The sequence below is a fragment of the Cobetia amphilecti genome, assembly GCF_032923285.1.
Classification (GTDB): Bacteria; Pseudomonadota; Gammaproteobacteria; order Pseudomonadales; family Halomonadaceae; genus Cobetia; species Cobetia amphilecti.
This window is the reverse complement of sequence record NZ_CP136695.1, coordinates 267,119-289,514: the sequence shown is the minus strand read 5'-3', so window position 1 is coordinate 289,514 and position 22,396 is coordinate 267,119. Positions and strand designations below refer to the sequence as shown.

18 protein-coding genes are annotated in these 22,396 nt (G+C 65.0%); 12 read left to right on the top strand and 6 right to left on the bottom strand.

Features of this window, described 5'->3' with window-relative positions:
* Nucleotides 1–171 precede the first annotated feature (171 nt).
* A complete protein-coding gene (gene uvrD / locus R1T44_RS01280; protein WP_043331731.1) occupies nt 172–2,394 on the top strand; it encodes a DNA helicase II in 2,223 nt (740 codons plus the stop codon).
* A gap of 207 nt (nt 2,395–2,601) precedes the next feature.
* Entirely contained in the window at nt 2,602–3,702 is a 1,101-nt protein-coding gene (locus tag R1T44_RS01275; protein ID WP_317292422.1) for a TRAP transporter substrate-binding protein, read from the top strand.
* A 154-nt stretch (nt 3,703–3,856) separates the two neighbouring features.
* Here R1T44_RS01275 and R1T44_RS01270 read toward each other — a convergent pair whose 3' ends face one another.
* On the bottom strand, nt 3,857–4,291 hold the full coding sequence (locus R1T44_RS01270; protein WP_317292421.1) for an acyl-CoA thioesterase: 435 nt from the start codon (nt 4,289–4,291) through the stop codon (nt 3,857–3,859).
* Between the two features lie 613 nt (nt 4,292–4,904).
* On the opposite strand from R1T44_RS01270, the gene R1T44_RS01265 reads away from it, so the two are divergent.
* The 6 genes from R1T44_RS01265 (at nt 4,905) to cysZ (ending at nt 12,750) form a co-directional block, all read left to right on the top strand.
* Nucleotides 4,905–5,864, top strand: a complete 960-nt coding sequence (locus R1T44_RS01265; protein WP_054556469.1) for a PstS family phosphate ABC transporter substrate-binding protein — start codon at nt 4,905–4,907, stop codon at nt 5,862–5,864.
* Between the two features lie 113 nt (nt 5,865–5,977).
* Nucleotides 5,978–8,245, top strand: coding sequence for an ABC transporter permease subunit (locus R1T44_RS01260; RefSeq protein WP_317292420.1), 2,268 nt, complete (start codon nt 5,978–5,980; stop codon nt 8,243–8,245).
* Complete coding sequence (gene pstA / locus R1T44_RS01255) at nt 8,242–10,038, top strand: phosphate ABC transporter permease PstA (RefSeq protein WP_317292419.1); 1,797 nt, start codon at nt 8,242–8,244, stop codon at nt 10,036–10,038. Before R1T44_RS01260 ends, pstA begins: the two co-directional genes overlap by 4 nt.
* A complete protein-coding gene (gene pstB / locus R1T44_RS01250; protein WP_084589238.1) occupies nt 10,035–10,880 on the top strand; it encodes a phosphate ABC transporter ATP-binding protein PstB in 846 nt (281 codons plus the stop codon). Before pstA ends, pstB begins: the two co-directional genes overlap by 4 nt.
* A 219-nt stretch (nt 10,881–11,099) precedes the next feature.
* On the top strand, nt 11,100–11,825 hold the full coding sequence (phoU, locus tag R1T44_RS01245; RefSeq protein WP_043331737.1) for a phosphate signaling complex protein PhoU: 726 nt from the start codon (nt 11,100–11,102) through the stop codon (nt 11,823–11,825).
* 196 nt (nt 11,826–12,021) lie between these two features.
* The gene (cysZ, locus tag R1T44_RS01240; RefSeq protein WP_043331739.1) at nt 12,022–12,750 is read left to right on the top strand and encodes a sulfate transporter CysZ; all 729 of its coding nucleotides are present in this window, start codon (nt 12,022–12,024) and stop codon (nt 12,748–12,750) included.
* A gap of 186 nt (nt 12,751–12,936) precedes the next feature.
* Here cysZ and phoR read toward each other — a convergent pair whose 3' ends face one another.
* The 4 genes from phoR to R1T44_RS01220 form a co-directional block, all read right to left on the bottom strand.
* Complete coding sequence (gene phoR, locus R1T44_RS01235) at nt 12,937–14,259, bottom strand: phosphate regulon sensor histidine kinase PhoR (RefSeq protein WP_043331740.1); 1,323 nt, start codon at nt 14,257–14,259, stop codon at nt 12,937–12,939.
* A gap of 7 nt (nt 14,260–14,266) precedes the next feature.
* Nucleotides 14,267–14,956, bottom strand: a complete 690-nt coding sequence (gene phoB, locus R1T44_RS01230; protein WP_043331741.1) for a phosphate regulon transcriptional regulator PhoB — start codon at nt 14,954–14,956, stop codon at nt 14,267–14,269.
* A 223-nt stretch (nt 14,957–15,179) separates the two neighbouring features.
* Entirely contained in the window at nt 15,180–16,070 is an 891-nt protein-coding gene (ubiA, locus tag R1T44_RS01225; protein WP_043331742.1) for a 4-hydroxybenzoate octaprenyltransferase, read from the bottom strand.
* A gap of 67 nt (nt 16,071–16,137) precedes the next feature.
* A complete protein-coding gene (locus R1T44_RS01220; protein ID WP_267895343.1) occupies nt 16,138–16,695 on the bottom strand; it encodes a chorismate--pyruvate lyase family protein in 558 nt (185 codons plus the stop codon).
* A 339-nt stretch (nt 16,696–17,034) separates the two neighbouring features.
* Between R1T44_RS01220 and R1T44_RS01215 the strand changes: the two genes are divergently transcribed.
* The 3 genes from R1T44_RS01215 to R1T44_RS01205 all read left to right on the top strand — a co-directional run bounded on the left by R1T44_RS01215 (nt 17,035) and on the right by R1T44_RS01205 (nt 19,290).
* Nucleotides 17,035–18,234, top strand: coding sequence for an NAD(P)/FAD-dependent oxidoreductase (locus tag R1T44_RS01215; protein ID WP_317292418.1), 1,200 nt, complete (start codon nt 17,035–17,037; stop codon nt 18,232–18,234).
* Between the two features lie 250 nt (nt 18,235–18,484).
* The gene (locus R1T44_RS01210) at nt 18,485–18,760 is read left to right on the top strand and encodes an HU family DNA-binding protein (RefSeq protein ID WP_317292417.1); all 276 of its coding nucleotides are present in this window, start codon (nt 18,485–18,487) and stop codon (nt 18,758–18,760) included.
* Nucleotides 18,761–18,933: 173 nt separating this feature from the next.
* Nucleotides 18,934–19,290: a hypothetical protein gene (locus tag R1T44_RS01205; protein WP_054556348.1), complete on the top strand. Its 357-nt coding sequence runs from the start codon at nt 18,934–18,936 to the stop codon at nt 19,288–19,290.
* Nucleotides 19,291–19,457: 167 nt separating this feature from the next.
* Here the strand turns inward: R1T44_RS01205 and R1T44_RS01200 are convergent, their stop codons facing one another.
* On the bottom strand, nt 19,458–19,874 hold the full coding sequence (locus tag R1T44_RS01200) for a DUF2780 domain-containing protein (protein ID WP_054556347.1): 417 nt from the start codon (nt 19,872–19,874) through the stop codon (nt 19,458–19,460).
* A 190-nt stretch (nt 19,875–20,064) separates the two neighbouring features.
* On the opposite strand from R1T44_RS01200, the gene yccS reads away from it, so the two are divergent.
* Nucleotides 20,065–22,317, top strand: a complete 2,253-nt coding sequence (gene yccS / locus R1T44_RS01195) for a YccS family putative transporter (protein ID WP_317292416.1) — start codon at nt 20,065–20,067, stop codon at nt 22,315–22,317.
* Nucleotides 22,318–22,396: the final 79 nt, after the last annotated feature.

The window sequence follows — 22,396 nt, the reverse complement described above, 5'->3', positions numbered from 1 at the left end:
CCGCCCGGGCGTCATCTGTCTCTCAGGGCAAGTGCAAGGAACCTATGTGCAAGGAAGGCCGGCGCGGGGAAGAGCAGGGCAGGCCGCTGTGATAAGGTGGATGCCTGAACAGGGGCAGCGAATCTCACGCTGCTCCGCTCCTCGACTCCTCTGCCCTGTGGTGAGCCCTGCATGTCCGAATCGCCCCTCCTCGATCACCTCAACACGCATCAGCGTGAGGCCGTGTCCGCGCCGCCGGGCAACATGCTGGTACTGGCGGGGGCCGGTTCCGGCAAGACCCGCGTGCTGGTTCACCGCATCGCCTGGTTGATGGACCAATACCAGTTCTCGCCCTACGCCATCCTGTCGGTGACCTTCACAAACAAGGCCTCGCGGGAGATGCGCACGCGTCTCGAGGCGCTCAATGGCAGCAGCCTGCGCCACATGTGGGTCGGCACCTTCCACTCCATCAGTCACCGTCTGCTGCGCACCCACTGGCAGGAGGCACGCCTGCCCGAGCACTTCCAGATCATCGACAGCGATGACCAGCTGCGCATGGTCAAGCGGCTGCTCAAGGAGCACAACGTCGATGACGAGCGCTGGCCGCCCAAGCAGGTCCAGTACTTCATCGCCGGCTGCAAGGAGGAAGGTCTGCGCGCCCATCAGGTGCAGACCCATGGCGATGCCTACATGGGCAAGATGGTCGAGATGTATGAGCTCTATCAGCTCGCCTGTGAACGCGGCGGCCTGGTCGATTTCGGCGAGCTGCTGCTGCGCTCGCTGGAGCTGCTGCGCGATACGCCGCACCTGCTGGCGCATTACCGCGAGCGCTTCGCCCACCTGCTGGTCGACGAGTTCCAGGATACCAACACCCTGCAGTACGCCTGGCTGAAGCTGCTGGCCGGTGATCGCGAGTGCATGACCGTGGTCGGCGATGATGACCAGTCCATCTACGGCTGGCGTGGCGCGCGGGTCGAGAATATCCAGCGCTTCACCGAGGAGTTCGCCAACACCCGCGTGGTGCGCCTGGAACAGAACTATCGTTCCTCCAGCGCCATTCTGGAGGCCGCCAATGCCCTGATCAGCCACAACGGCGGGCGCATGGGCAAGGAGCTGTGGACCGACAGCGGTCGCGGCGAGCGCATTCGTGTCTATGCCGGCTTCAATGACATCGACGAGTCGCGCTACATCGCCGATACCATCCGTGAACTGGTCAATGAGCATGGCTACAGCCGCGACGAGATCGCGATCCTGTATCGCTCCAACGCCCAGTCACGCGTGCTGGAGGAGACGCTGATCCGCCAGGGCATGCCGTATCGCATCTATGGCGGCCAGCGCTTCTACGAGCGTCTCGAGATCAAGAACGCGCTCGCCTATCTGCGCCTGATGAACAACCGCGAGGACGATGCCGCCCTGGAGCGCGTGATCAACGTGCCGGCGCGTGGCATCGGCATGCGCACCGTCGAGCAGCTGCGCGAGCGCGCACGCTACGGCAACCTGACCATGTGGCAGGCGATGAGCGATGCGGTCTCCGATGGCGCCCTCAAGGGACGCGCCGCCACCGCCGTGCGTGCCTTCGCTGACATCATCGATGGCCTCGACAACGACACCGCCGGCATGGCGCTGCATGAGCTGGTCGAGCACGTCATCCACGTCTCCGGCCTGCGTGAGCATCACGCCGCCGAGAAGGGCGAGAAGGGCCAGGCGCGCCTCGAGAACCTCTCGGAGCTGGTCAACGCCTGCCGCGCCTTCAGTCAGGGCGAGCGCATGGACCCGGAAGCCCCCAGCGAAGGGGCCGAGGCGCTGGAACCCTTCCTCGCCGAAGCCGCGCTGGATGCCGGCGATCACGAAGCCGCCGAAGGCGAGGAATGCGTGCAGATGATGACGCTGCACTCCGCCAAGGGGCTCGAATTCCCGGTGGTATTCGTCGCCGGGGTCGAGGAGGGGCTGTTCCCGCACAAGATGTCGCTGGAGGAGCCGGGGCGCCTCGAGGAAGAGCGTCGCCTGTGCTACGTCGGTGTCACCCGCGCCATGCAGCGCCTCTACCTGACCTACGCCGAGCTGCGTCGCATGCACGGCAAGGAGACCTTCCAGCGGCCGTCGCGCTTCCTGCGTGAATTGCCGGAAGAGCTGATGGAAGAGGTGCGTCTGCGTGGCCAGGTCTCGCGTCCGGTCTCCACCCAGCGCGCCACGCCGAATCGTCGTCCTTCCGGCCCGCGTCAGGAGAGTGTCGAGGCCAATGGCGACATGCCGGCACTCTCGCTCGGCAGCCTGGTGCGCCATCCGCTGTTCGGGGAAGGCGTGGTCATCAATGCCGAAGGCCAGGGCGAGCGAGCGCGCGTGCAGATCAGCTTCGAGGGCGAAGGCGACAAGTGGCTGGTGCTGGGTTTTGCCAAGCTGGAAGTGCTGAGCTGATCCTGCATTGATGGCAGGCGCAGACATGAGGCGCTGACAGCGGGCGCTGGCAAGAAGTGAAAAGCGGGCACAGCGGGCGCGGTATTCGTTCGCCATTACGGCCTTGGTGCAGTTGTGGGCCATCCATGGGTCGCGGCATAGTGGCAGACAACCTGCTGTCTTGATGCCGCGTCATGCATTGCCCACAACTCGAACAAGGAAAGTCCCATGCAACGCCGCCGTTTTCTCTCTGCTCTGGGGGCCGGTGCTGCCGGCCTCGCCGCCGCGCCTTTCGTGTCCACCGCCAATGCCGCCGAGGGCGAGACCATCCACTGGAAGATGGTCACCTCCTGGCCGAAGAACTTCCCGGCACTGGGCACCGGTGCCAATGAATTCGCCAGCCTGATCGGCCAGCTCTCCGGTGGTCGCCTGCAGGTCAAGGTCTATGGCGCCGGCGAGATGGTACCGGCGCTGGAAGTCTTCGATGCCGTGTCCTCCGGTACCGCCCAGATGGGCCACTCGGCCTCCTACTACTGGAAGGGAAAGGTGCCCGCGGCCCAGTTCTTCACCGCGGTGCCCTTCGGCATGAACACCACCGAGACCAACGCCTGGCTGTATCACGGCGATGGCATGAAGCTGTGGGACGAGATCTACTCGCGCCACAACCTCAAGCCGCTGGCGGTGGGCAACACCGGCACCCAGATGGCCGGCTGGTTCAACAAGGAAGTGAACAGTCTCGACGACATGAAGGGCCTGAAGATCCGCCTGCCGGGGCTGGCGGGCGAAGTGATGAATCGCATCGGCGCCAGCGCGGTCAATCTGCCGGGCAGCGAGATCTTCACCGCGATGGAAACCGGCGTGATCGATGCCACCGACTGGGTCGGCCCCTACAATGATCTGGCCTTCGGCCTGCATCAGGTGGCCAAGTATTACTACTCGCCGGCCTGGAACGAGCCTTCCGCCATCCTCGAAGGCACCGTCAATCTTGAGGCCTGGCAGGCATTGCCGGAAGACCTGCAGCAGGTGGTGATCCAGGCGGCCAGAATCGCCAATCACGCCATGGTGGATGAATTCGCATTGCGCAACGCCACCGCGCTGACCTCGCTGGTCGAGGAGCACGGTGTGGAACTGCGTGAATTTCCCCAGGACGTCTATGCGGCGCTGTTCGATGCCTCCAACGAGGTGCTGGACGAGTTCATCGCCAAGGATGAGGACGCCAGGCGCGTCTATGAGTCCTACCGCGCCTTCCAGCAGCAGGTCGCGCCCTGGTCGCGTATCGGTGAGCAGGCCTATCTGGATGCGCGTGGTCGGGTGCTGGGCGAAGCCTGAGCGAGCCTCTTTCGGACTGCCTGCCGCACTGTCTGCCTGACTGTCTGAGCGCGTGACTGACTGTTGACGAAAAAGCCGCCCGTGAGGGCGGCTTTTTCTTGGCGTGTGACTGACAGGAAGAGAGGCGAGGCGCCTGGCTCAGTCCTGCTCAGGATCAGTCCTGCTCCTCGATGATGGCGGTGCTGGCCTGCTCCGGTACGGCACGGATGCGGCCATTGTCATCGAGTGCCACCATCACGTAGCAGGCTTCGGTCACCTTGGTCATCGCGTGTTGATTGCGCTCCTGCGGCGGGCGGATCCAGACCTCGACGGAGAGCCTGATCGAACTGCGCCCGACCTCGGCCACCTGAGTGAAGATATTGACCACCGAGCCGATACGCACCGGCGACAGGAAATCGAGGCCTTCGACGGCCACGGTGGCAGTGCGTCCGTGGGCGACGCGCCCGGCGGCCAGCTCACAGGCCTCGTCCATGCGGTGCATCAGCCAGCCGCCGCTGATGTCGCCATAGAGATTGGTGTCCTGGCGTTGGGCGATCAATTTGAGCGTCAGTGTGCCGTTCGGCGTCGGGATATCATCCAGAGCTTGCATGTCATGACTCGCTATCTTGTTGTTATAAAATGGTCATTTCATTTCTGCACCCTTGCGTCTGAAAAAGGTGCGTCTTTTGGCGCAGGGCGCTGCCTTGCACAGGGGGCCTCCTTGTACAGGGGGCCTTATACAGGGCACTTCGGCAATCGCCGAAGAAAGTCACCGGGTACCATCGATAGCATCAGCGCGACGCAGACCATGGCGGATGAGCCGCAGCGGCTTCATCATCTCCTGTATCCTACTCCGGCGGACAAAGCACTGTCCTCACTGACAAGGGACTGTCAGGAGATTTTTTGCGCTGCAGCATGGAGTATCGTTCCTCAACGCAGCAATGACGGATACTCGCTGTCTTTCGCCATGCTGCACGGGCCGCCTTGATCCACCGTCGCGTGCCCGTCGCCACGGGCGTGGCAAGCCGTGGCCAGCTCCGTGTCGCATCGTCATCTTGTTCATTCTCTGGTGGGAAGTCGCCATGTCAGTTTCCGTCGGGTCGCTTGTTCGTTCAGGCTTTCGCGCCGTGTTCGCGTCGCGTCGCGGGTCATCCGCGTCCTCCTCATATGTGCCTTCCTCCTGCGCGCCCCGTCTGCGCTCAGGTCTGCCGTCGCTGCGGCTGATGTCGCTTGCCTGCCTGCTGGGGCTCTCGACGCTCTCGGCTCCGGCGCTGGCCGACAAGGTGCCCGAATATCGCCCGGTGTCCGGGGTGGTGGGCAACCTGACGGCGGTGGGCTCGGATACCCTGTCGGTGCTGGTGACGCGCTGGGCTGCCCAGCTGCGCCGCTATCATCCGGGGGTGCGCGTGCAGCTGCAGGCCGCGGGCTCCTCGACGGCGCCGCCGGCATTGATCGCCGGCACCACCCGCATCGGCCTGATGTCGCGTCCGATGAGCGATCAGGAGCGTCAGGACTTCACGCGTGAATTCGGCTATCCGCCGCTGGGTGTGCCCGTGGCGCTGGATGCGATGGGCATCATCGTGCATCGCAGCAATCCGCTGGAGGAGATCAGCATCGCGCAGCTGGATGCCATCTTCTCCGCCACGCACAACTGTGGTGGCCAGGCGGCCAATCGCTGGGGCCAGCTCGGGCTGAGCGATGAGTGGAATGACCGCCAGATCACGCGCTTCGGGCGCAGTGCCACCTCGGGCACCTACGGCGCCTTCCGCCGTATCGCGCTGTGCGATGGTGACTTCCGCCTCGATGTCAGCGAACAGCCGGGCTCGGCCTCCATCATCGGTGCGGTGGGCTCCTCACCCAATGGCATCGGCTATGCCAGCTTCAGCACCTCTTCGCCGCTGGTGAAGCAGCTGTCCGTCAGCCGTGAGGCGGGTGGCCACGCCGTCTTCCCGAGCCGGGCCAGCATTCGCGATGGCCGTTATCCGCTGACCCGCGCGCTGTACATCTACGTCAATCGCGTGCCTGACGAGCCGCTCCCGGCGCTGGAGCAGGCCTTCCTGTCATTGATCATGTCGCGCCAGGGCCAGCAGGCCATCCTGCGCGGTGGCTATGTGCCACTGCCGGAAAAGCAGCTGCTGCACTGGCGTCAGCAATTGGGGCTGGAGGATGTGGATGCCCTTTGATTCGCCTTTGTCATCTCTCTGTCATCACTTGGACATAATCTCGGTGCCATACCCGCTTCATGCGTCTGCGGAGTCGACACTCCAGGGCGCACATCCTTTCGTGGTGATATTTCATGTCGGCAGTTGATGCCTCCCGAATGCAGCGTCGTCGTCTGCGGCATGACCGTCTTGCCAGTCTGTGGCTGACAGCGGCCGGGCTGGGCGTGATGGTCATCGTCGTCGTGATGCTGGCCTATCTGGTCAGCGTGTCGTGGCCGCTGCTCAAGCCCGCCAGCGTCACGTCGCTTCCTCAGCAGGCGCTCGAACAGCAAGCGAGCGACCAGCAGATGCCTGCCGCTCAGACCGCCCCTGACTGGCTGAGCGACCCTGACTGGCTGAGCGCCTTGCCTGACATGCCGCTTTCCGCGCGTGACGGGCTGCCTCCCGTGCTGGCCAGAGATGATTCGACGGCGGATTCGCGCACCTCGCCGCTGGCGGGTGTCTGGCTCGCGGATGATCGCCTGCAGCTGGTTCAGCAGTCCGCCGCCGGCGTTCGCCTGCGCGGCAGTGCCATCGAGGTTCCCGCTGGGCTTGAGCGCCGCCAGGCAAGCCTGGTGCTCAGCCGTGACCAGCTGTGGCTGCGCATTCCGTTCGAGGAGGGCGATGGCCTGTGGCTGGCGCGCCTGACGTTGTCGGCGTCGCACGGCGCCGCAGGCGCGCTGGAGGACGATGCAGCAAGCCAGACTCCGCACTCCGAGTGGCAGCAGCAGTGGTTGCCGGGCACGGCCAGGCTGTCTTCGCAGCAGGGGCGTCTGCTGGTCACCGCTGACCGCGATGGCTTCACCCAGTGGCAACTGAGCGAGGCCTCCACCGGAACCAAGCCGCTGGCGCGCAAGCTGGCACATCACGCTGTGAGCTCTTCTGCCTCCGCGTCATCGCCGGCGATCACCGCGATCAGCGTCCTGCGTGGCGGCAGAAGCCTGATCGTCGGGGACGCGGCAGGTGGCCTGAGCCATTACCTGTTGCCGGCGCACGCGCAGCCGCTGGTCAAGGCCGGCGTCTTTGACAGTGACCTGTCGGCGCCGGTGGTGACGATGGCCGCCGCCCATCACAGCCTCGGCTTTGCCGCGCTGGACGCCAACGGCCGCCTTGGCCTCTATCTGGCCACCAGCGAGCGTCGCCGTCAGGTGCTGGACTGGCTGGACGCCGCCCGGGTCGCGGCTGGCGTGACGCTGGAATTTGACAATGATGACCGCCGCTTGCTGGCATCGGCGACCCGGGAGACAAGGCTGCCCGCTCAGGAAGCGCCGCTGGGGGCGCTCGGCAAGGCCTATGCCGGGCTTGCGATACACGACCCGCATCAGGCCGTCGGGCTCGACGCCATCTTCGGCAAGGTCTGGTATGAGGGGCGCGCTGCGCCGGAGTGGATCTGGCAGCTGGAGAGCACCGGCACCCACGAACCCCGTCTGTCGCTGGTGCCCATCATGTGGGGCACGCTCAAGGCGGCGCTGGTCGGGCTGCTGTTTGCCGTGCCGTTGGGGCTCGGCTGTGCCATCCATGTCGCCTGCTTCATGGCGCCGCGCCAGCGTTCCCGCATCAAGCCGCTGCTGGAGATGATGGAGGCGCTGCCGACCGTGGTGATCGGCTTCATCGCCGCCCTGGTGGTCGCACCCTTCGTCGAGCGTGAGCTGATGGCGGTGTTGCTGGGGCTGGTCCTGATTCCGCTGGGCACCATGGTGGCCGGCTTCCTGTGGACCCTGTCGCCGCGCGTATGGCGCAATCTGCTGCCGGAAAACATGGCGGCCTTCGGGCTGTTGCCGCTGCTGTTCGTGCTGCTGTGGCTGGATGTGACCATCGCCGGCCAGGTCGAGCAGTGGTGGTTCGACGGCGACCTCCGTCAGTGGCTGTTCAGCCACTACGGCATCGATTACGCCCAGCGCAATACCCTGGTGACCGGCATGGCGCTGGGGCTGGCGGTGATGCCGACCCTGTTCACGCTCAGCGAGGATGCTCTCTCGTCGGTGCCGCGCGGTCTGGCCGCCGGCTCCGCGGCGCTTGGCGCGACGCCATGGCAGAGCCTGCGCCGAGTCATCCTGCCTGCCGCTGCGGTCGGGCTGTTCTCGGCGATGATGATCGGCATGGGGCGCGCCGTCGGTGAGACGATGATCGTGCTGATGGTAGCCGGCAATACGCCGCTGGTGGATGCCAGCCTGTTCGAGGGCCTGCGTTCACTGGCCGCGACCCTGGCCATCGAGCTGCCAGAGGCCGAGGTCGGCAGCAGCCACTACCGCTTGCTGTTCCTCGCCGCCCTGGCATTGTTCGTCTTCACCTTCGTGGTCAATACGCTGGCGGAAGTGCTGCGACAGCGCTTCACGCCACCCAATCAGGGGAGCTGGGGATGAGTCACCCTGACACCAATCGCGCCAGCTCCTCATTGCTGCGCCCGCGCGAGCCGCTGGTCGGGCGCCTGCAGCGCTACTGGCGCGACGGCGGCCCGTGGGGCTGGCTGAATGCCATGGCGGTCAGTGTCTCGCTGGTGCTGGTGCTGGGCCTGCTCAGCCTGCTGGTGGTGGGCTCCTTCAGTCACTTCTGGCCCTCTCGACTGGTCGAGGTGGAGCTGTCGGCACAGCCGGGCCAGAGTCCCACGGCCCTGACCACTACGCGCGGTGAGCCGGCGGCCGACAATCGCCATCTGCTCGGCGAACTGATGCACGAGGAGATGCGCCGTGTTACCTCGGGCGAGGGGGATGACGCTCGCCAGCAATGGTGGTTGCTGCAGACATCCTCGCGTGACGGGGCCGCGGCCAGCTGGCAGTGGCTGCCGGAGACGCTGCTCGACAGGATGACCTTCCCCAGCCAGGCGCTGATGCTGGAAATGCGCGACGGCCGCACTCTCTACGGCATGCCACGGGCGCTGAGTGACCCGATGACGGGGGAGATGGACCACACGCCTGACGTCGGCGACGGGCCTGCCCGGCCCTTGTCCGAAGACGCCGAGCCACTTTTTGCCCGCCTGAAGATGATCGAGAGCGAGCGCCGCCAGCTGCAGGCACTGCGCCTGGACAGTGAAGCCTTGAGCAGTCGCTATCAGGCGCTGCAGCAGTCGCTCGAATCCCGGCGCAGCGCCACTGCTGATGGTGACGCGGCGCGGACTCAAGAGGATGCTGAGCTCGAGCAGGAGATGCAGGAGGAGTTGGAAGAGGTGCGCAGTGCCTTCATCGAGCGTGAAGGTCAGCTGAGTGCCCTGCGTGATGCGCTGGCGGGCGGTCAGTTGCTGCTGGGCGGCAATGGCGGCTACGAAGGCCGCATCGCGCTCGATGATATCCGCAATGCCTGGCGACCCAATGCGATGGGCTTCAGCGGCCGGCTGATGATGACCTTCAAGCGTTTCCGCGACTTCGTGGCCGGCGCGCCTACCGAGGGCTTCGGTGGCGTCTGGCCCGCCATCTTCGGCACCGTGCTGATGGTGGTACTGATGTCGATCATGGTGATGCCCTTCGGCGTGATGGCGGCGCTCTATCTGCACGAGGTGGCCCATCAGGGACGCCTGACGCGCCTGACGCGCATCGCGCTGCGCAACCTGGCCGGGGTGCCCTCCATCGTCTATGGCGTGTTCGGCCTCGGCTTCTTCGTCTATGGCCTGGGCGCCGGAATCGATGAGCTGTTCTATTCCGAGCGGCTGCCGACGCCGACCTTCGGGACCGGCGGCATTCTGTGGGCCTCGCTGACGCTGGCCCTGCTGACCTTGCCGGTGGTGATCGTCGCCACGGAAGAGGGGCTGGCGCGCGTGCCGCGTCGTCTGCGCGAAGGCGCGCTGGCGCTGGGGGCGACACGCCTGGAAACGCTCAAGCGCGTGGTGATTCCGGCGGCCTCGCCGGCGCTGATGACGGGGCTGATTCTAGCCGTGGCACGTGCGGCGGGCGAAGTCGCGCCGCTGATGCTGGTCGGGGTGGTCAAGCTGGCCCCGGACCTGCCGCTGGATGACAGCTTCCCGTGGCTGCATCTGGACCGCAAATTCATGCATCTGGGGCATCAGGTCTATGATCTGGCCTTCCAGAGCAGCGATGCCTTCAGCAGTCGGCCGCTGGTCTACGCGACCGCGCTGGTGCTGGTGGTCGTGATTCTATGCCTCAATCTGAGTGCCATTCGCCTGCGTCACATGCTGGCACAACGTTACAAGGGAGCCACCGAATGAGGCGTGACTCTGAACAGCCCAAGCCCCAGTTGTTTCTTCAGGAGACGCCTGCGCGGCCGGCTGAGGACATCTGCCTGGAAACCCGCCACCTGAGCCTCGATTATCAGGCACGTGTCGGCAAGGAGAACCAGACGCGACGCGCACTGGAGGATGTCAGCCTGCAGATCGCACGCAAGCGCGTGACGGCCTTCATCGGCCCTTCCGGCTGCGGCAAGTCGAGTCTGTTGCGTACCTTCAATCGCATGACCGATCTCGACGAACAGTCACGTCTTTCCGGCAAGGTACTGCTCGAGGGCGAGGACATTCATGCGCGCGGCGTGGACGTGCCGATGCTGCGCCGCCGGATCGGCATGGTCTTCCAGACGCCCAACCCCTTTCCGATGTCGGTCTACGAGAACGTGGCCTTCGGACTGCGGCTGGTCGGCGAGAATGACAAGCGCCACCTCGATGACAAGGTCGAATCCTGTCTGCGCTCCGCGGCGCTCTGGGAAGAAGTGAAGGACCGCCTGCACGACAGCGCGCTGGGGCTCTCGGGAGGCCAGCAACAGCGGCTGGTGATCGCGCGGACGCTGGCGGTCGAGCCGGAGGTGCTGTTGCTGGATGAACCGGCCTCGGCGCTGGACCCCATCTCGACGCTCAAGATCGAGGAGCTGATCCGTTCGCTGCGCTCGCGCCTGACGCTGATCATCGTCACGCACAACATGCAGCAGGCCGCGCGGGTGTCAGACGATACCGCCTTCCTGCATGAGGGCCGCCTGGTGGAATTCGCCCCGACGGATCAGCTGTTCACCAACCCGCGGCGCCGCCAGACGGAAGACTACATCACGGGGCGTTTCGGTTAGCGCGCTCAGCCGCGAACGTGCAGCCAGGTAGCCTTTTTGCCCTGATATTGCTGACGATGGCGGCCAGATAGCGCCTTTGCGCCAGGGGTGAAACATAACTGCAATCAAGTGTCGGCATGCTGAGGGGGAGCCCGCTGTGTCAGTCAGTAGTGGGCCATACTTGTCACGTCATTCATGTCACGCCCCCTGACTCGGTGGGCGACTTTCCGGGAGAGGGAAATGGATATCACCAGCGATTCGCACGGCAAGCATATCTCAGAGCAGTTCAATCACGAGCTGGATGCACTGAAGACACACCTGCTGGCCATGGGCGGACTGGTAGAGAAGCAGCTGCAGGATGCCGTCACGGCATTGCTGGAAGGCGACAGTGAAACCGCCACGCGGGTGCGCGACAACGACAAGGCTGTCAACGACATGCAGCTCAAGATCGATGACGAGTGCACCCGGGTGCTGGCCCGCCGTCAGCCGGCGGCCTCCGACCTGCGCCTGGTGCTGGCCGTCATCCGCGCCACCTCCGATCTCGAGCGTATCGGTGATGAATCGAGCAAGATCGCACGCAACGCCATCTCGCTGGTCGAGAACGGCCAGAGCCCGCGCGGCATGGTCGAGGTGCGTCACCTCAGTCAGCACGTGCGCAGCATGGTGCGTGACTCCCTGACGGCCTTCGCGCGCTTCGATACCGACCTTGCCCTCAAGGTACTGCGTGAAGACGCCTCGGTGGATCTGGAATATCAGAGCGCGATGCGCTCGCTGATGACCTTCATGATGGAAGACGCGCGCCAGATCACGCCGGTGCTCAACGTGATGTGGATTCTGCGTGCGCTGGAGCGCATCGGTGACCACGCCGACAACCTGGCCGAGTACGTCATCTTCCTGGTCAAGGGCGTGGACGTGCGTCACACCGATACCCATGACCTGAAGCCGCAGGACCTGGACAAGAAGTGAGCTGACGCGCTTCCCTGCCCCTGTGTCGCCTCTTTCGCCCCGCTCCTGCTTACCGGCAGGTCGCGGGGCGATTGCGTCGTGGGAGCGCGAGCGATGTCAGGCGGCCGACAGCTGCGCCGCGCAGGCGGGAGTGCTAGGGTGTGGCTCCGGTCAGCCCGCTGGCTGACCGGTTCTTTTGAGATGACGAGGACGTCGCATGATTGATGCCGTATCGGCGCTGGTCCGCGGGACCCGCATGGTCTATACCCCCGGGCTGCGCCGCTTCGTATTCGTACCGCTGGCGATCAACCTGGTGCTCTACAGCATCACGCTGTGGGTATTGTTCAACCAGTTCGGTGGCTGGATCGATTACTGGATGCTCAAGGTACCGGCGTGGCTGGAGTGGCTCAGCTGGTTGATCTGGCCGGTGCTGGTAGTGAGTCTGTTGCTGGTGGTGTTCTTCACCTTCAGCCTGGTGACCAACCTGATCGCCGCGCCCTTCTACGGCATTCTGGCCGAGAAGGTCGAGCATCGTCTGGATGGCACCCTGATCGATGATGACCGCGGCCTGATGAAGATCGGCGTCGACTCGCTGGGGCGTGAAATGGCCAAGCTGGGCTACTTCATCCCGCGCATGATCGCGCTGTTCATCATCGGCTTCATCCCGGGCCTGAACCTGCTCTCGCCGCTGTTGTGGGGGCTGTTCTCGGCCTGGAGCATGTCGATCCAGTACCTCGACTACCCGATGGACAACCATCAGGTCAGCTTCGGTGACATGAAGCAGCGCCTCAAGGCGCGCTGGTGGCCCTCACTGACCTTCGGCGCCGCGGTGTTCGTCATGACGCTGGTGCCGCTGGCCAATCTGCTGTTCATCCCGGGCGCCGTCGCCGGGGCGGTACTGATGTGGCAGAGCCACTACCGTCAGTTGCCGGCGCCGCGTCGTTGAGACAGCCTGTCGCAGAGCTGGCTTGTCGCTGAACTGGCTCGTCGCTAAGTTGGCTCGTCGCTGAAATAGCCGCAGCGTCGTCTGATTGACCAAACGAAACGCCCCGCAGTCGCCTCCTTTCGAGGTGGCTGCGGGGCGTTCTGCGTTGGGCTGGCGTCCGGGTCAGATCATCACGGAATCAGCACATCACTGGGCTAGCGCACTGCTGGCCTGGGGAGCGCTCGCCTGACAGGCTCGCTCGTCGGGGAAGTGACAGCGGAAGCGCGCACCCTCGCCGGGGTGGCTGTCGATCTCCAGATGGCCCTGATGGCGAATCAGCACATGCTTGACGATGGCAAGCCCGAGGCCGGTGCCTCCCGTGGCGGTGCTGCGGCCCTTGTCGATGCGGTAGAAGCGCTCGGTCAGGCGCGGCAGGTGGACCGGGTCGATGCCGTCCCCGTCATCTTCCACCTCGACCAGCAGGCCCTGGTCATCCGCCTTCCAGCGCAGGGTGATATGACAGTCTTCGGGGGTGTAGCGCACCGCATTGAAGACCAGATTCGAGATCGCGCTGCGCAGTTCCTGCTCCTCACCGCGCAGAGACAGGCTGGCATCGGCCTCGATGGAGAAGGTGTGGCGCCCCTGGGACAGGCCTTCGGCGTCGTCGCGGATATGGCCGAGCAGGGCGCTCATGTCGATGCAGCGACCATTGTCGGACAGCTCGTCGGTTTCCAGGCGTGACAGGGTCAGCAGGTCCTCGACCAGGTGCTGCATGCGGTCGGTCTGGCTCTGCATCTGGCCCAGTCCACGCTGCCAGCGCGGTGGCAGGTCATCGGCGTAATCGGAGTAGGTCTCGAGATAGCCTGCCAGCACCGTCAGCGGCGTGCGCAGCTCATGGGAGACATTGGCCACGAAGTCGCGGCGCATCTCTTCAAGACGATAGAGGCGGGTGACGTCACGCAGCATGACCAGACGCTCGTTGTCACCGAACAGGGTGATGGAGATCTGCAGCGTCAGGTTGTCAGACAGCGGCGACTGGAGCGTCAGCGGCTCGCGGTAGGCCAGCCGATTGAAGTAGTCGATGAAGACGGGGTCACGCAGATAGTTGGTGATGTGCTGGCCGCGGTCGTGGCTGGCCTTGAGACCGACCAGCTGCTCGGCAGCGCTGTTCCACCATTCCATGTCACCGTGGTTGTCCAGCATCACCAGGCCGTCGCGCATGGCCTCGGAGGATTCCTGGATACGGTTGAGGATGCTGCGCAGTCGCTCCTGAGCCTGACGCTGGCCCTTCTGGTAGCGGTAGAGACGATCGAGCAGGTCTCCCCAGACGCCATCGCCGGGCGGCGGCTCTTCATGGGGATTGGTGATCAGCCAGGTGTAGAGGCTCTTCAAGTGCTTGAGATGGACGAACAGATACAGCGAAAGACCCAGCGCCAGGCCCCAGCCCAGATGACCCAGCAGGCCACCGATCAGGCCGAAGCCACCGGCAAGGTAGCCGAGGCGCCATAGCTCGTTGGTCCAATAGCGCATGAATCCCTCAGGCCTGAGCGCTGAAGCGGTAACCGGTGCCGCGGACGGTCTGGATCAGATGCTGATGGCCTGTGCCCAGCGCCTTGCGCAGGCGACGGATGTGCACGTCCACGGTGCGCTCCTCGACATAGACGTTGCCGCCCCATACCTGATCGAGCAGCTGGCTGCGAGTGTAGGCACGCTCCTGATGCGTCATGAAGAACTGCAGCAGGCGATATTCGGTCGGGCCGACATCCAGCGAGTTGCCGTGGGCGGTGACGCGGTGGCTGGCCGGGTCGAGCATCAGGCCTTCGACTTCCACCGCCTCCTCGACTCCCTTGGGAGTGGTGCGACGCAGCACGGCCTTGAGACGGGCGACCAGCTCGCGCGGCGAGAAGGGCTTGGTGATGTAGTCGTCGGCACCGGCTTCCAGACCTTGAATCTTGTTGTCTTCCTCGCCCTTGGCGGTCAACAGGATGATCGGCAGCTCCGAGGTGGTCTCGTCACGCTTGAGGCGCCGCGCGAGCTCCAGGCCACTGGTGCCCGGCATCATCCAGTCCAGCAACAGCAGATCGGGCTTTTCATCGACGACGATGGCGTGGGCGTCCTGGGCATTGTCTGCCTCCAGCACGCGGTAATCCGCCATTTCGAGGGCAACGGCGATCATCTCGCGAATCGAGGATTCATCGTCGACAATCAGTACGGTCTTGGAGCTCATCGCTAGATCCCATGCAGCAGTCGGCGCACGCGCCAGAATGACAAGTCGATGACGATTACAACCCGCTTATATGACAACGAGATGACAACTGCCAGCATGGCAGCTTGCACGCAAGCCTGCCAGCCGCCTTGGAGGCGCGGCAGGCAGGCATGAACCGTGGGCTGGGGAGCAACAGAGGGCAGGGGTCGCTTTAGATTAAATAATACTAATGTTTATGCAGGAGTCAGCTCATCGGCCAGGTCGCCAGGGCGATACCGGCGAAGATCAGCAGACCCGTCCAATGATTGTTGAGGAATGCCTGGAAGCAGGGCGCACGCTCACGCTCACGGATCAGACGTTGCTGCCAGACGAAGGTGACGGCGGCAGCAGCCAGCCCCAGCCAGTAGAAGATGCCCAGCGCCAGCTGCAGGCCGATGCCGATCAACACCGCCAGCATGCCCAGCTGCAACAGGCCGATCATCAGCTTGTCGGCACGCCCGAACAGCACGGCGGTGGACTTGATGCCCACCTTGAGGTCGTCGTTGCGATCGACCATCGCGTAGGCGGTGTCGTAGGCCACCGTCCACATCAGGTTGGCCGCGAACAGCCACCAGCCGTAGGTCGGTACCTCCTCCAGCGTCGCGGCGAAGGCCATCGGAATCGCCCAGCCGAAGGCGGCGCCCAGCACCACCTGGGGCAGATGATGGAAGCGCTTCATGAACGGATAGCTGGCCGCCAGCAGCACGGCGACGATCGACAGCAGCACCGTGGTCAGGTTGGTGAAGCACACCAGCACGAAGGCGGCCGCGACCAGCCCCCCGAACAGCGTCAGCGCCTCGCGCTCCGAAATGCGGCCCGAGGTCAGCGGCCGGTCACGCGTGCGCTCGACATGCTTGTCCCAATGGCGGTCGGCGTAGTCGTTGATGACGCAGCCGGCGGCGCGCATCAGATAGACCCCGGCGATGAAGATCAGCAGGGTCGTGCGCTCGGGAATGCCATCTGCCGCCAGCCACAGTGCCCACAGGGTCGGCCACATCAGCAGCCAGGTGCCGATGGGGCGGTCCAGCCGTGTCAGGGCGAGGTAGTCGGCCAGTCTGGAAGGACGCGAAGCGGCGGAAGTGGATGACGCGGTCATCGGGGCTCCTGGGCGGGTGGTAGTGGGCAAGGGAAGAGAGGGATACGAGGCCAGTCGGGCGCAAGGCTCAGGCCAGCTGCAGCGCGTGCTGGAAGGCCGGTGTGAAGCCCTCCTGCACCAGCACCTTGAAGCGACCATGCGAGAACATCGAGCGGCGCATCCACAGGCTGGTGGTGCGGGCCAGCGGCCTGGGGCTCGAAAGCACCAGCGGGGCGCGGCTGACATCGATGGCGCTGCGGGTCAGGTCGGGCTGGCGAAACAGCCAATGGCCCAGCGAGCGCTCGCCCAGCGTCGAGAGGCGATGACCGTGGGCCAGGTCCAGCGCCGCCAGCGAGCGTGCGATCACCCATGGTGTATCGCCATGACAGAGTGCCACTTCGCGTCGCCAGACATGCCGGCGTGGGCCGATGCCCAGCAGGCGTGCCTCATCCAGCCGCGCGGGGCCGGTGTCCTGCAGCAGCAGGCGCACGCGCAGGCCCTGAATGGGCTGGCCATCGCGTTCATCCTGCTGCTGCATGGCGCTGGCAAGACGCTGGGTCAGCGAGTCCGTCGAGGAGAGCCACGCCCACCAGCCGGCCGGCATGACACCTTGCAGCGCGGCAGCCGGCTGCCAATGACGGCGCACCGCCGCCGAAGCAGCGGGTGCCGCGCGCGTGGGCGAAGGCCAGCGAGGCGCAGGCTGGCACAGGGACTCGGCTGACGGATGAGGCGCCTCACAGGTGGAGGTCTGTGGCGTGAGCGCTGCGCGATGAGGCTCGCCTGCTGGGCATCGGACCACGGTGAATTCCCTGTCAGGATGACGAAATGGCGAGTCTAGCATGGCCGGGCGGCAAGGCCTCCCGCTCAGGCATGCCTGCACTGCTGGCGGGCTGGTATGCTGGGCGCATTCATCGGCGTTCATGACGGACGCTGCTGGCGCTCTTTCATCAGCGCTTCCCTCGGATCGATCTCAGGAGATGGTGCCATGCGCGACCCTCGCACCCTTGTCATCATTGGTACCGGCATGGCGGGCATTGGTCTGGCGCGCGCGCTGCGTGCGCGTGACAAGGACAGCCGGCTGATCCTCATCAGCCAGGACAGCGGCCACGATTACGCCAAGCCGATGCTGTCCACCGCCTTCGCCAAGAAGATGTCGGCCACCGACCTGTCGCGTCAGGCGCCGGTGGCGCTGGTGGACGAGCTGAATGCCGAGCTGCGTACCCATCAACGCGTCACTGCCATCGACGGTGATGCCCGCCAGCTATGGCTGGGCGAGGAGTGTCTGGCCTATGACGAGCTGGTGCTGGCACTCGGTGCCGCGCCGCGTCGTCCCTTCCCCGTCGCCGCGGAAGTGGCCTCACGCGTGCAGAGCATCAATGACCTCGACGACTATGCGGCCTTCTGCGCGACGCTGGCGAAGGCCCGCGAGCGCGGGGAAGACGGGCACGTGGTGATTGTCGGTGCCGGACTGGTCGGCTGTGAATACGCCAATGATCTGACGGCCGCCGGCCACCGCGTCACGCTGGTCGCGCCTGAGGAAACTCCGCTGGATGGACTGTTGCCGCAAGCACTGGGGCAGCGTCTGGGTGCGGCGCTGGATGGACTCGGTGTGACGCGTCGCCAGGGCGAGATGGTCGAGACCATCGCCGCCAGCTCAGGCGAGGAGGCCGAACGTCAGGCCGCGCCGGTCGAGGTGCGCCTGCAGAGCGGTCGTCGCCTGACGGGCTCCGTGGTTCTGCTGGCCACCGGGCTGGCGCCGCGCATTCGTCTGGCGCAGGCCGCGGGCCTGAGCGCCGGCGGTGACGGCATCCGTGTCGACCGTCACCTGGCCACCTCACAGCCGCATATCTGGGCGCTGGGCGATTGCGCCAGTGTCGAGGGCGTCAATGCCATGTATGTCCAGCCGCTGCAGATGGCTGCGCGCACCCTGGCGGCCAACCTGTGTGGCGAGCCGAGCGTGCTCGACTGGAAGGCGTGGCCGGTGCTGGTCAAGACACCGGCCTTGCCGGTGGTGGCCTATCCGCCGCGTTCGGCCGTGGCGCGCTGGGAAATCACCGGTGAAGGCGATGACCTCGAAGCGCGTGCGCTGGATATGAACGAACGCTTGATTGGATATGCGTTGACAGGCGCCGCCGTTCGCAGGAAAGTCGAGCTAGCGCGGCAGGCACCGCCGTTGCTAGGCTAGGCGATGCCATGATCGATGGTCGTAAATCCCTTGCTGCCAGCGCGGTCAGGCACGATAGTGAATGCTCCGTCAGACATGCTGCTCAGCGGGCGTCGTCTGACAGGTTGCTGCCATCGACAGGTTTGATACGGCAAAGCTTGCCGGGAGCGGATTGCGTCGCCGCCATACGCCACCGCTAGCAAGTGCAAGAACAACAATGGAAACGGCGGCTTGGCCGCCCGTGCAGAATGCCAAACCAGGAGGGCTTTTCATGCGCAAGCCAGAACTCGCTGCGGCTATCGCCGAGCGTGCGGATCTATCCAAGGACAAGGCCAGTCAGGTACTGAACGTGATTCTCGACGAGATCACTCATACCTTGGCCAAAGGCAATGACGTCTCACTGATCGGTTTCGGGTCATTCACCGTGCGCCAGCGTGCGGCGCGTACCGGCAAGAACCCTCAGACAGGCAAGCCGCTGACCATCCCGGCCAGCAAGACCGTTGCCTTCAAACCCGGCAAGTCGTTGAAGGATGCAGTGACCAAGTAACCTCGGCTCGTGCTTCAGCGCAGACCCGGGGTGGCTGTCGCCATGGCTTTCAATCGTCGTCATCAAAAGCCCTGTCGGCTGTCATGCTGATGCCACCGGTTCCGCCCTGCGGGGCCGGTGGCATTTTCATATGGCCTGCGTGACCGACGCTTCGCGATTCAAGGAATGACACCATGAAGCTCAAGATATTGCTGTGGGTGCTGGGTCTGCTGCTCAAGCGGGCCTTCAAGCGTGACCCCGAATTTCGTGCCGAGCTGGAAAAGCGTCCGCTGGACTGGGGCGTCGCGACCGAAGACATGAGCATCGCGCGTCACTACCGCATGTCCCACGCGGGCGTCACCACGGGCAGTGGCCTGCCGGTGGATACCGAGCTTGAGCTGCGCTTCGCCGATAGCGACAGTGCGGTGGCCTTCCTGCTCAAGCCCTCGCCGCGTGCCTTCCTGCAAGGCCTGATGGACCAGCGCGTGCGGCTGGTCGGCGATTCGGCCCAGCTCAACCGCTTGCAGTCATTGCTCAAGCGCATTCGCTGAATGGCCCTGTGCCGTGCCTGCATGAACGAAAGACGCCCCGCTGAGAGAATCAGCGGGGCGTTGTTTTTGTCACGAGCTGTTGTCATGAGCAGTTGTCGCGAGCCTTTCTTGCGAGCCTTTACTTGCGAGGGGCTGTTCGAGAAGACCCTCTCAACGCCCTCGAGGCGTCACAGCAACTGCTTGAGGCCCGGAATGCCTTCGAGCACCTGATCGACCACGCCATCGCCGGCTTCTTCGCGCGCATAGCTCAGTGTCTCATCGGCCACGCCGCGCGCCTGGTCCATGTTCAGGTCCAGCCCCATCAGCTTCTGGCCCAGTTCCAGCGCACCGCCACCACTGCCGCCGGTGAAGGCGCTGACGGCGCCCATCAGGCCGCCCATGAGGCCACCGCCACCGGACTCGGCGGCTTCCTCGCCTGCGCTGCCGATCAGGCCTTCCGCTCCCGGAATGGCGCCCAGCAGTGAGGCGGCCGGGCCATCCGGCCCCTGCTCACGCACGAACTTGAGAACCATGCCGACCGCCTGCTCGGCGATTTCCGGTGACAGCCCGAGGGAGCCAGTGACGCGTTCGATAAGAGGATGCATCGGTATTCTCCATGAAAGCCAATGAGGTCAGGAGTCTTCAGAGTGGCACGTCGCGGCGATTCGACATTCGACGCGCCCGCCAACGCTTGCATGCGCCATGGCTCTCGGACACGGCAGAACGGGGTGTTATGCTAGCGATATAAATCTAAAGTCTAATGCGCTGCCCGGCGCCCTGGTCACGGAACACTTCATGACACGCTCTCTCCTGGACTCCCTCATGCACTCCCTGCGTCGTCTGTGGACGCTGGATGCCTTCAGTTATTCGCTGCGCATGTTGATCGCGCTGGGTGGCGTGATGGCGGTGGGGTTCTGGCTCGACGAGATGGCGGTGGTGATCCCGCTGTTTCTGGGCGTGATCGCCTCGGGGCTGGCGGAAACCGATGATCACTGGCGCGGTCGACTGCGCGCGCTGGGCATGACGCTGGCCTGCTTCAGCATCGCCGCTGTCTCGGTGGAGCTGTTGTTCGGCATGCCGCTGCCCTTCGTGATCGGGCTGGCGCTGGCCACCTTCGCGATGCCGATGCTGGGCGCCATCGATGCCCGCTACGGCGCCATCGCGCGCGCCTCGTTGATTCTGGCCGTCTACACCATGATCAGCCTCGAGCAGCAGCATGGAGATGGTCAGATCGCGGTGCTGGAGCGCAGCCTGCCCGAATGGCTGCGTGAGCCGGGGCTGGGCATCAATCTGGTTCAGCCGTTGCTGCTGGTGGTGGGCGCGACCTGGTATGGCCTGCTCTCGGTCGTGTGGTGCGCGCTGTTCTCGCGCCAGCCGCTCAAGCACAGCATGGCGACGCTCTACCGTGAGCTGGGGCGCTACCTGATTCTCAAGGCGCAGCTGTTCGAGCCGTTGCGCAATGTCGACCAGTCCGCCCGCCGTCTGGCGCTGGCCGAGCAGAACGGCCGCGTGGTGGTGGCGCTCAACCAGACCAAGGAGATGGTCTTCCGGCGCCTCGCCGGACGGCGCGATACCACCAAGCTCGACCGCTACCTGCGGCTCTACTTCATCGCCCAGGACCTCCACGAGCGCGCCAGCTCCAGCCATTATCCCTACAGCCAGCTCACCGACGCCTTCTTCCATCACGATATCCTGTTCCGCTGTCAGCGCCTGCTGGAGCAGCAGGGGCGCGCCTGTCGCGGGCTCGGCAAGGCGCTGTTGATGCGCCAGCCCTTCGATGCCAGTGACAGCCAGCAGGCGCTGGAAGACCTCAATGCCTCGCTCGTCTATCTCAAGCAACAGCAGCGGCCCGAGTGGCACCATCTGATGCAGGCGCTGGAGGCACTGGCCAGCAACCTGCGCCTGATCGAAGGTCAGATCGCGCGCCTGAATGATCTCGAAGCCGTCAGCAATGAAAGCGACAACAGCCTGCTGGACCGCTCGCCCCACGGCACGCGCGACATGTTCGAGCGTATCCGCAGCCACCTGACGCCGCGCTCGCCGATCTTCCGCCATGCGCTGCGCCTGACCGCGACGCTGGTGGCCGGCTATGGCGTGCTGCTGGCGGTACACCCGACCCAGGGCTACTGGATTCTGCTGACCGGGCTGTTCGTGTGTCGTCCCAGCTACGGCGATACGCGCCGCACGCTGGCGCAGCGGATTCTGGGCACGCTGATCGGTCTGGTCGCCGGCTGGGCGCTGATCAGCCTGTTCCCGGCGCCCACGATCCAGGCCGGTATCGCCGTGGTCGCGGGGGTACTGTTCTTCGCCACCCGTGGCTCGCGCTATACCCTGGCCACCGCCGCCATCACGCTGATGGTGCTGGCGTGCTTCAACCAGGTCGGCGATGGCTTCGATCTCATCTGGCCGCGCCTGTTCGATACGCTGGTCGGCGGCCTGCTGGCTGGGCTTTCGGTGGTGTTGATCCTGCCGGACTGGCAGGGCCGCAAGCTCTATCGCCAGGCCGGCGTCAGTCTCAAGACCAGCGGCCGCTATCTGGGCGAGGTGCTGTCCCAGTACCGCCACGGCAAGCGTGATGATCTGGCCTACCGCCTGGCGCGGCGCAATGCCCACAATGCCGACGCGGCCTTCTCCAATCTGCTGGCCACGGCCCGCAAGGAGCCCGGCCACTTCCGGCGCGATGTCGAGCCGGGCTTCGGCTTCCTGCTCCACGCGCACACCGTGCTCGGCTATCTCTCGGCGCTGGCAGCGCATCGCGGCGAACTGGAATCGACCGCCTCGGCCAGCAGCGGCATCGAGACGCTGCTGCGCCATGGTGAGCGCCTGAGTCAGCAGCTGACGGCGTTGGGAGAGCAATTGGAGGCGGGCGGTGAGATCGCCGTCACGCTGGACAGCGAAGATGAGATCGCGGCACTGGAAGCCGAGGTCGAGCAGGTCGAATCCACCACCGGACGCCTGGCGCTGTCACAGCTGATTCTGGTGCTGCGGCTGTTGCAGCCGCTGGAAAGCGCCGGCACCCAGCTGATCAAGGCCAGCCGCGCCAACTGACATGTACTGTAAGACAAGTGCTGTCTGAGCGACTGGCGCGGCGGGCCGAGTGATCGAGTGCCCGGGTTGAATCGGTAAG

Excerpts from the sequence above, each read along its gene's own strand:
- cysZ (WP_043331739.1), top strand. The coding sequence starts at position 12,022 with ATGATTGATGCCGTATCGGCGCTGGTCCGCGGGACCCGCATGGTCTAT.
- uvrD (WP_043331731.1), top strand. The coding sequence starts at position 172 with ATGTCCGAATCGCCCCTCCTCGATCACCTCAACACGCATCAGCGTGAG.
- R1T44_RS01210 (WP_317292417.1), top strand. The coding sequence starts at position 18,485 with ATGCGCAAGCCAGAACTCGCTGCGGCTATCGCCGAGCGTGCGGATCTA.
- phoU (WP_043331737.1), top strand. The coding sequence starts at position 11,100 with ATGGATATCACCAGCGATTCGCACGGCAAGCATATCTCAGAGCAGTTC.
- pstB (WP_084589238.1), top strand. The coding sequence starts at position 10,035 with ATGAGGCGTGACTCTGAACAGCCCAAGCCCCAGTTGTTTCTTCAGGAG.
- R1T44_RS01215 (WP_317292418.1), top strand. The coding sequence starts at position 17,035 with ATGCGCGACCCTCGCACCCTTGTCATCATTGGTACCGGCATGGCGGGC.
- yccS (WP_317292416.1), top strand. The coding sequence starts at position 20,065 with ATGACACGCTCTCTCCTGGACTCCCTCATGCACTCCCTGCGTCGTCTG.
- pstA (WP_317292419.1), top strand. The coding sequence starts at position 8,242 with ATGAGTCACCCTGACACCAATCGCGCCAGCTCCTCATTGCTGCGCCCG.
- R1T44_RS01260 (WP_317292420.1), top strand. The coding sequence starts at position 5,978 with ATGTCGGCAGTTGATGCCTCCCGAATGCAGCGTCGTCGTCTGCGGCAT.
- phoB (WP_043331741.1), bottom strand. The coding sequence starts at position 14,956 with ATGAGCTCCAAGACCGTACTGATTGTCGACGATGAATCCTCGATTCGC.
- phoR (WP_043331740.1), bottom strand. The coding sequence starts at position 14,259 with ATGCGCTATTGGACCAACGAGCTATGGCGCCTCGGCTACCTTGCCGGT.
- R1T44_RS01205 (WP_054556348.1), top strand. The coding sequence starts at position 18,934 with ATGAAGCTCAAGATATTGCTGTGGGTGCTGGGTCTGCTGCTCAAGCGG.
- R1T44_RS01265 (WP_054556469.1), top strand. The coding sequence starts at position 4,905 with ATGTCGCTTGCCTGCCTGCTGGGGCTCTCGACGCTCTCGGCTCCGGCG.
- R1T44_RS01200 (WP_054556347.1), bottom strand. The coding sequence starts at position 19,874 with ATGCATCCTCTTATCGAACGCGTCACTGGCTCCCTCGGGCTGTCACCG.
- R1T44_RS01270 (WP_317292421.1), bottom strand. The coding sequence starts at position 4,291 with ATGCAAGCTCTGGATGATATCCCGACGCCGAACGGCACACTGACGCTC.
- R1T44_RS01275 (WP_317292422.1), top strand. The coding sequence starts at position 2,602 with ATGCAACGCCGCCGTTTTCTCTCTGCTCTGGGGGCCGGTGCTGCCGGC.
- ubiA (WP_043331742.1), bottom strand. The coding sequence starts at position 16,070 with ATGACCGCGTCATCCACTTCCGCCGCTTCGCGTCCTTCCAGACTGGCC.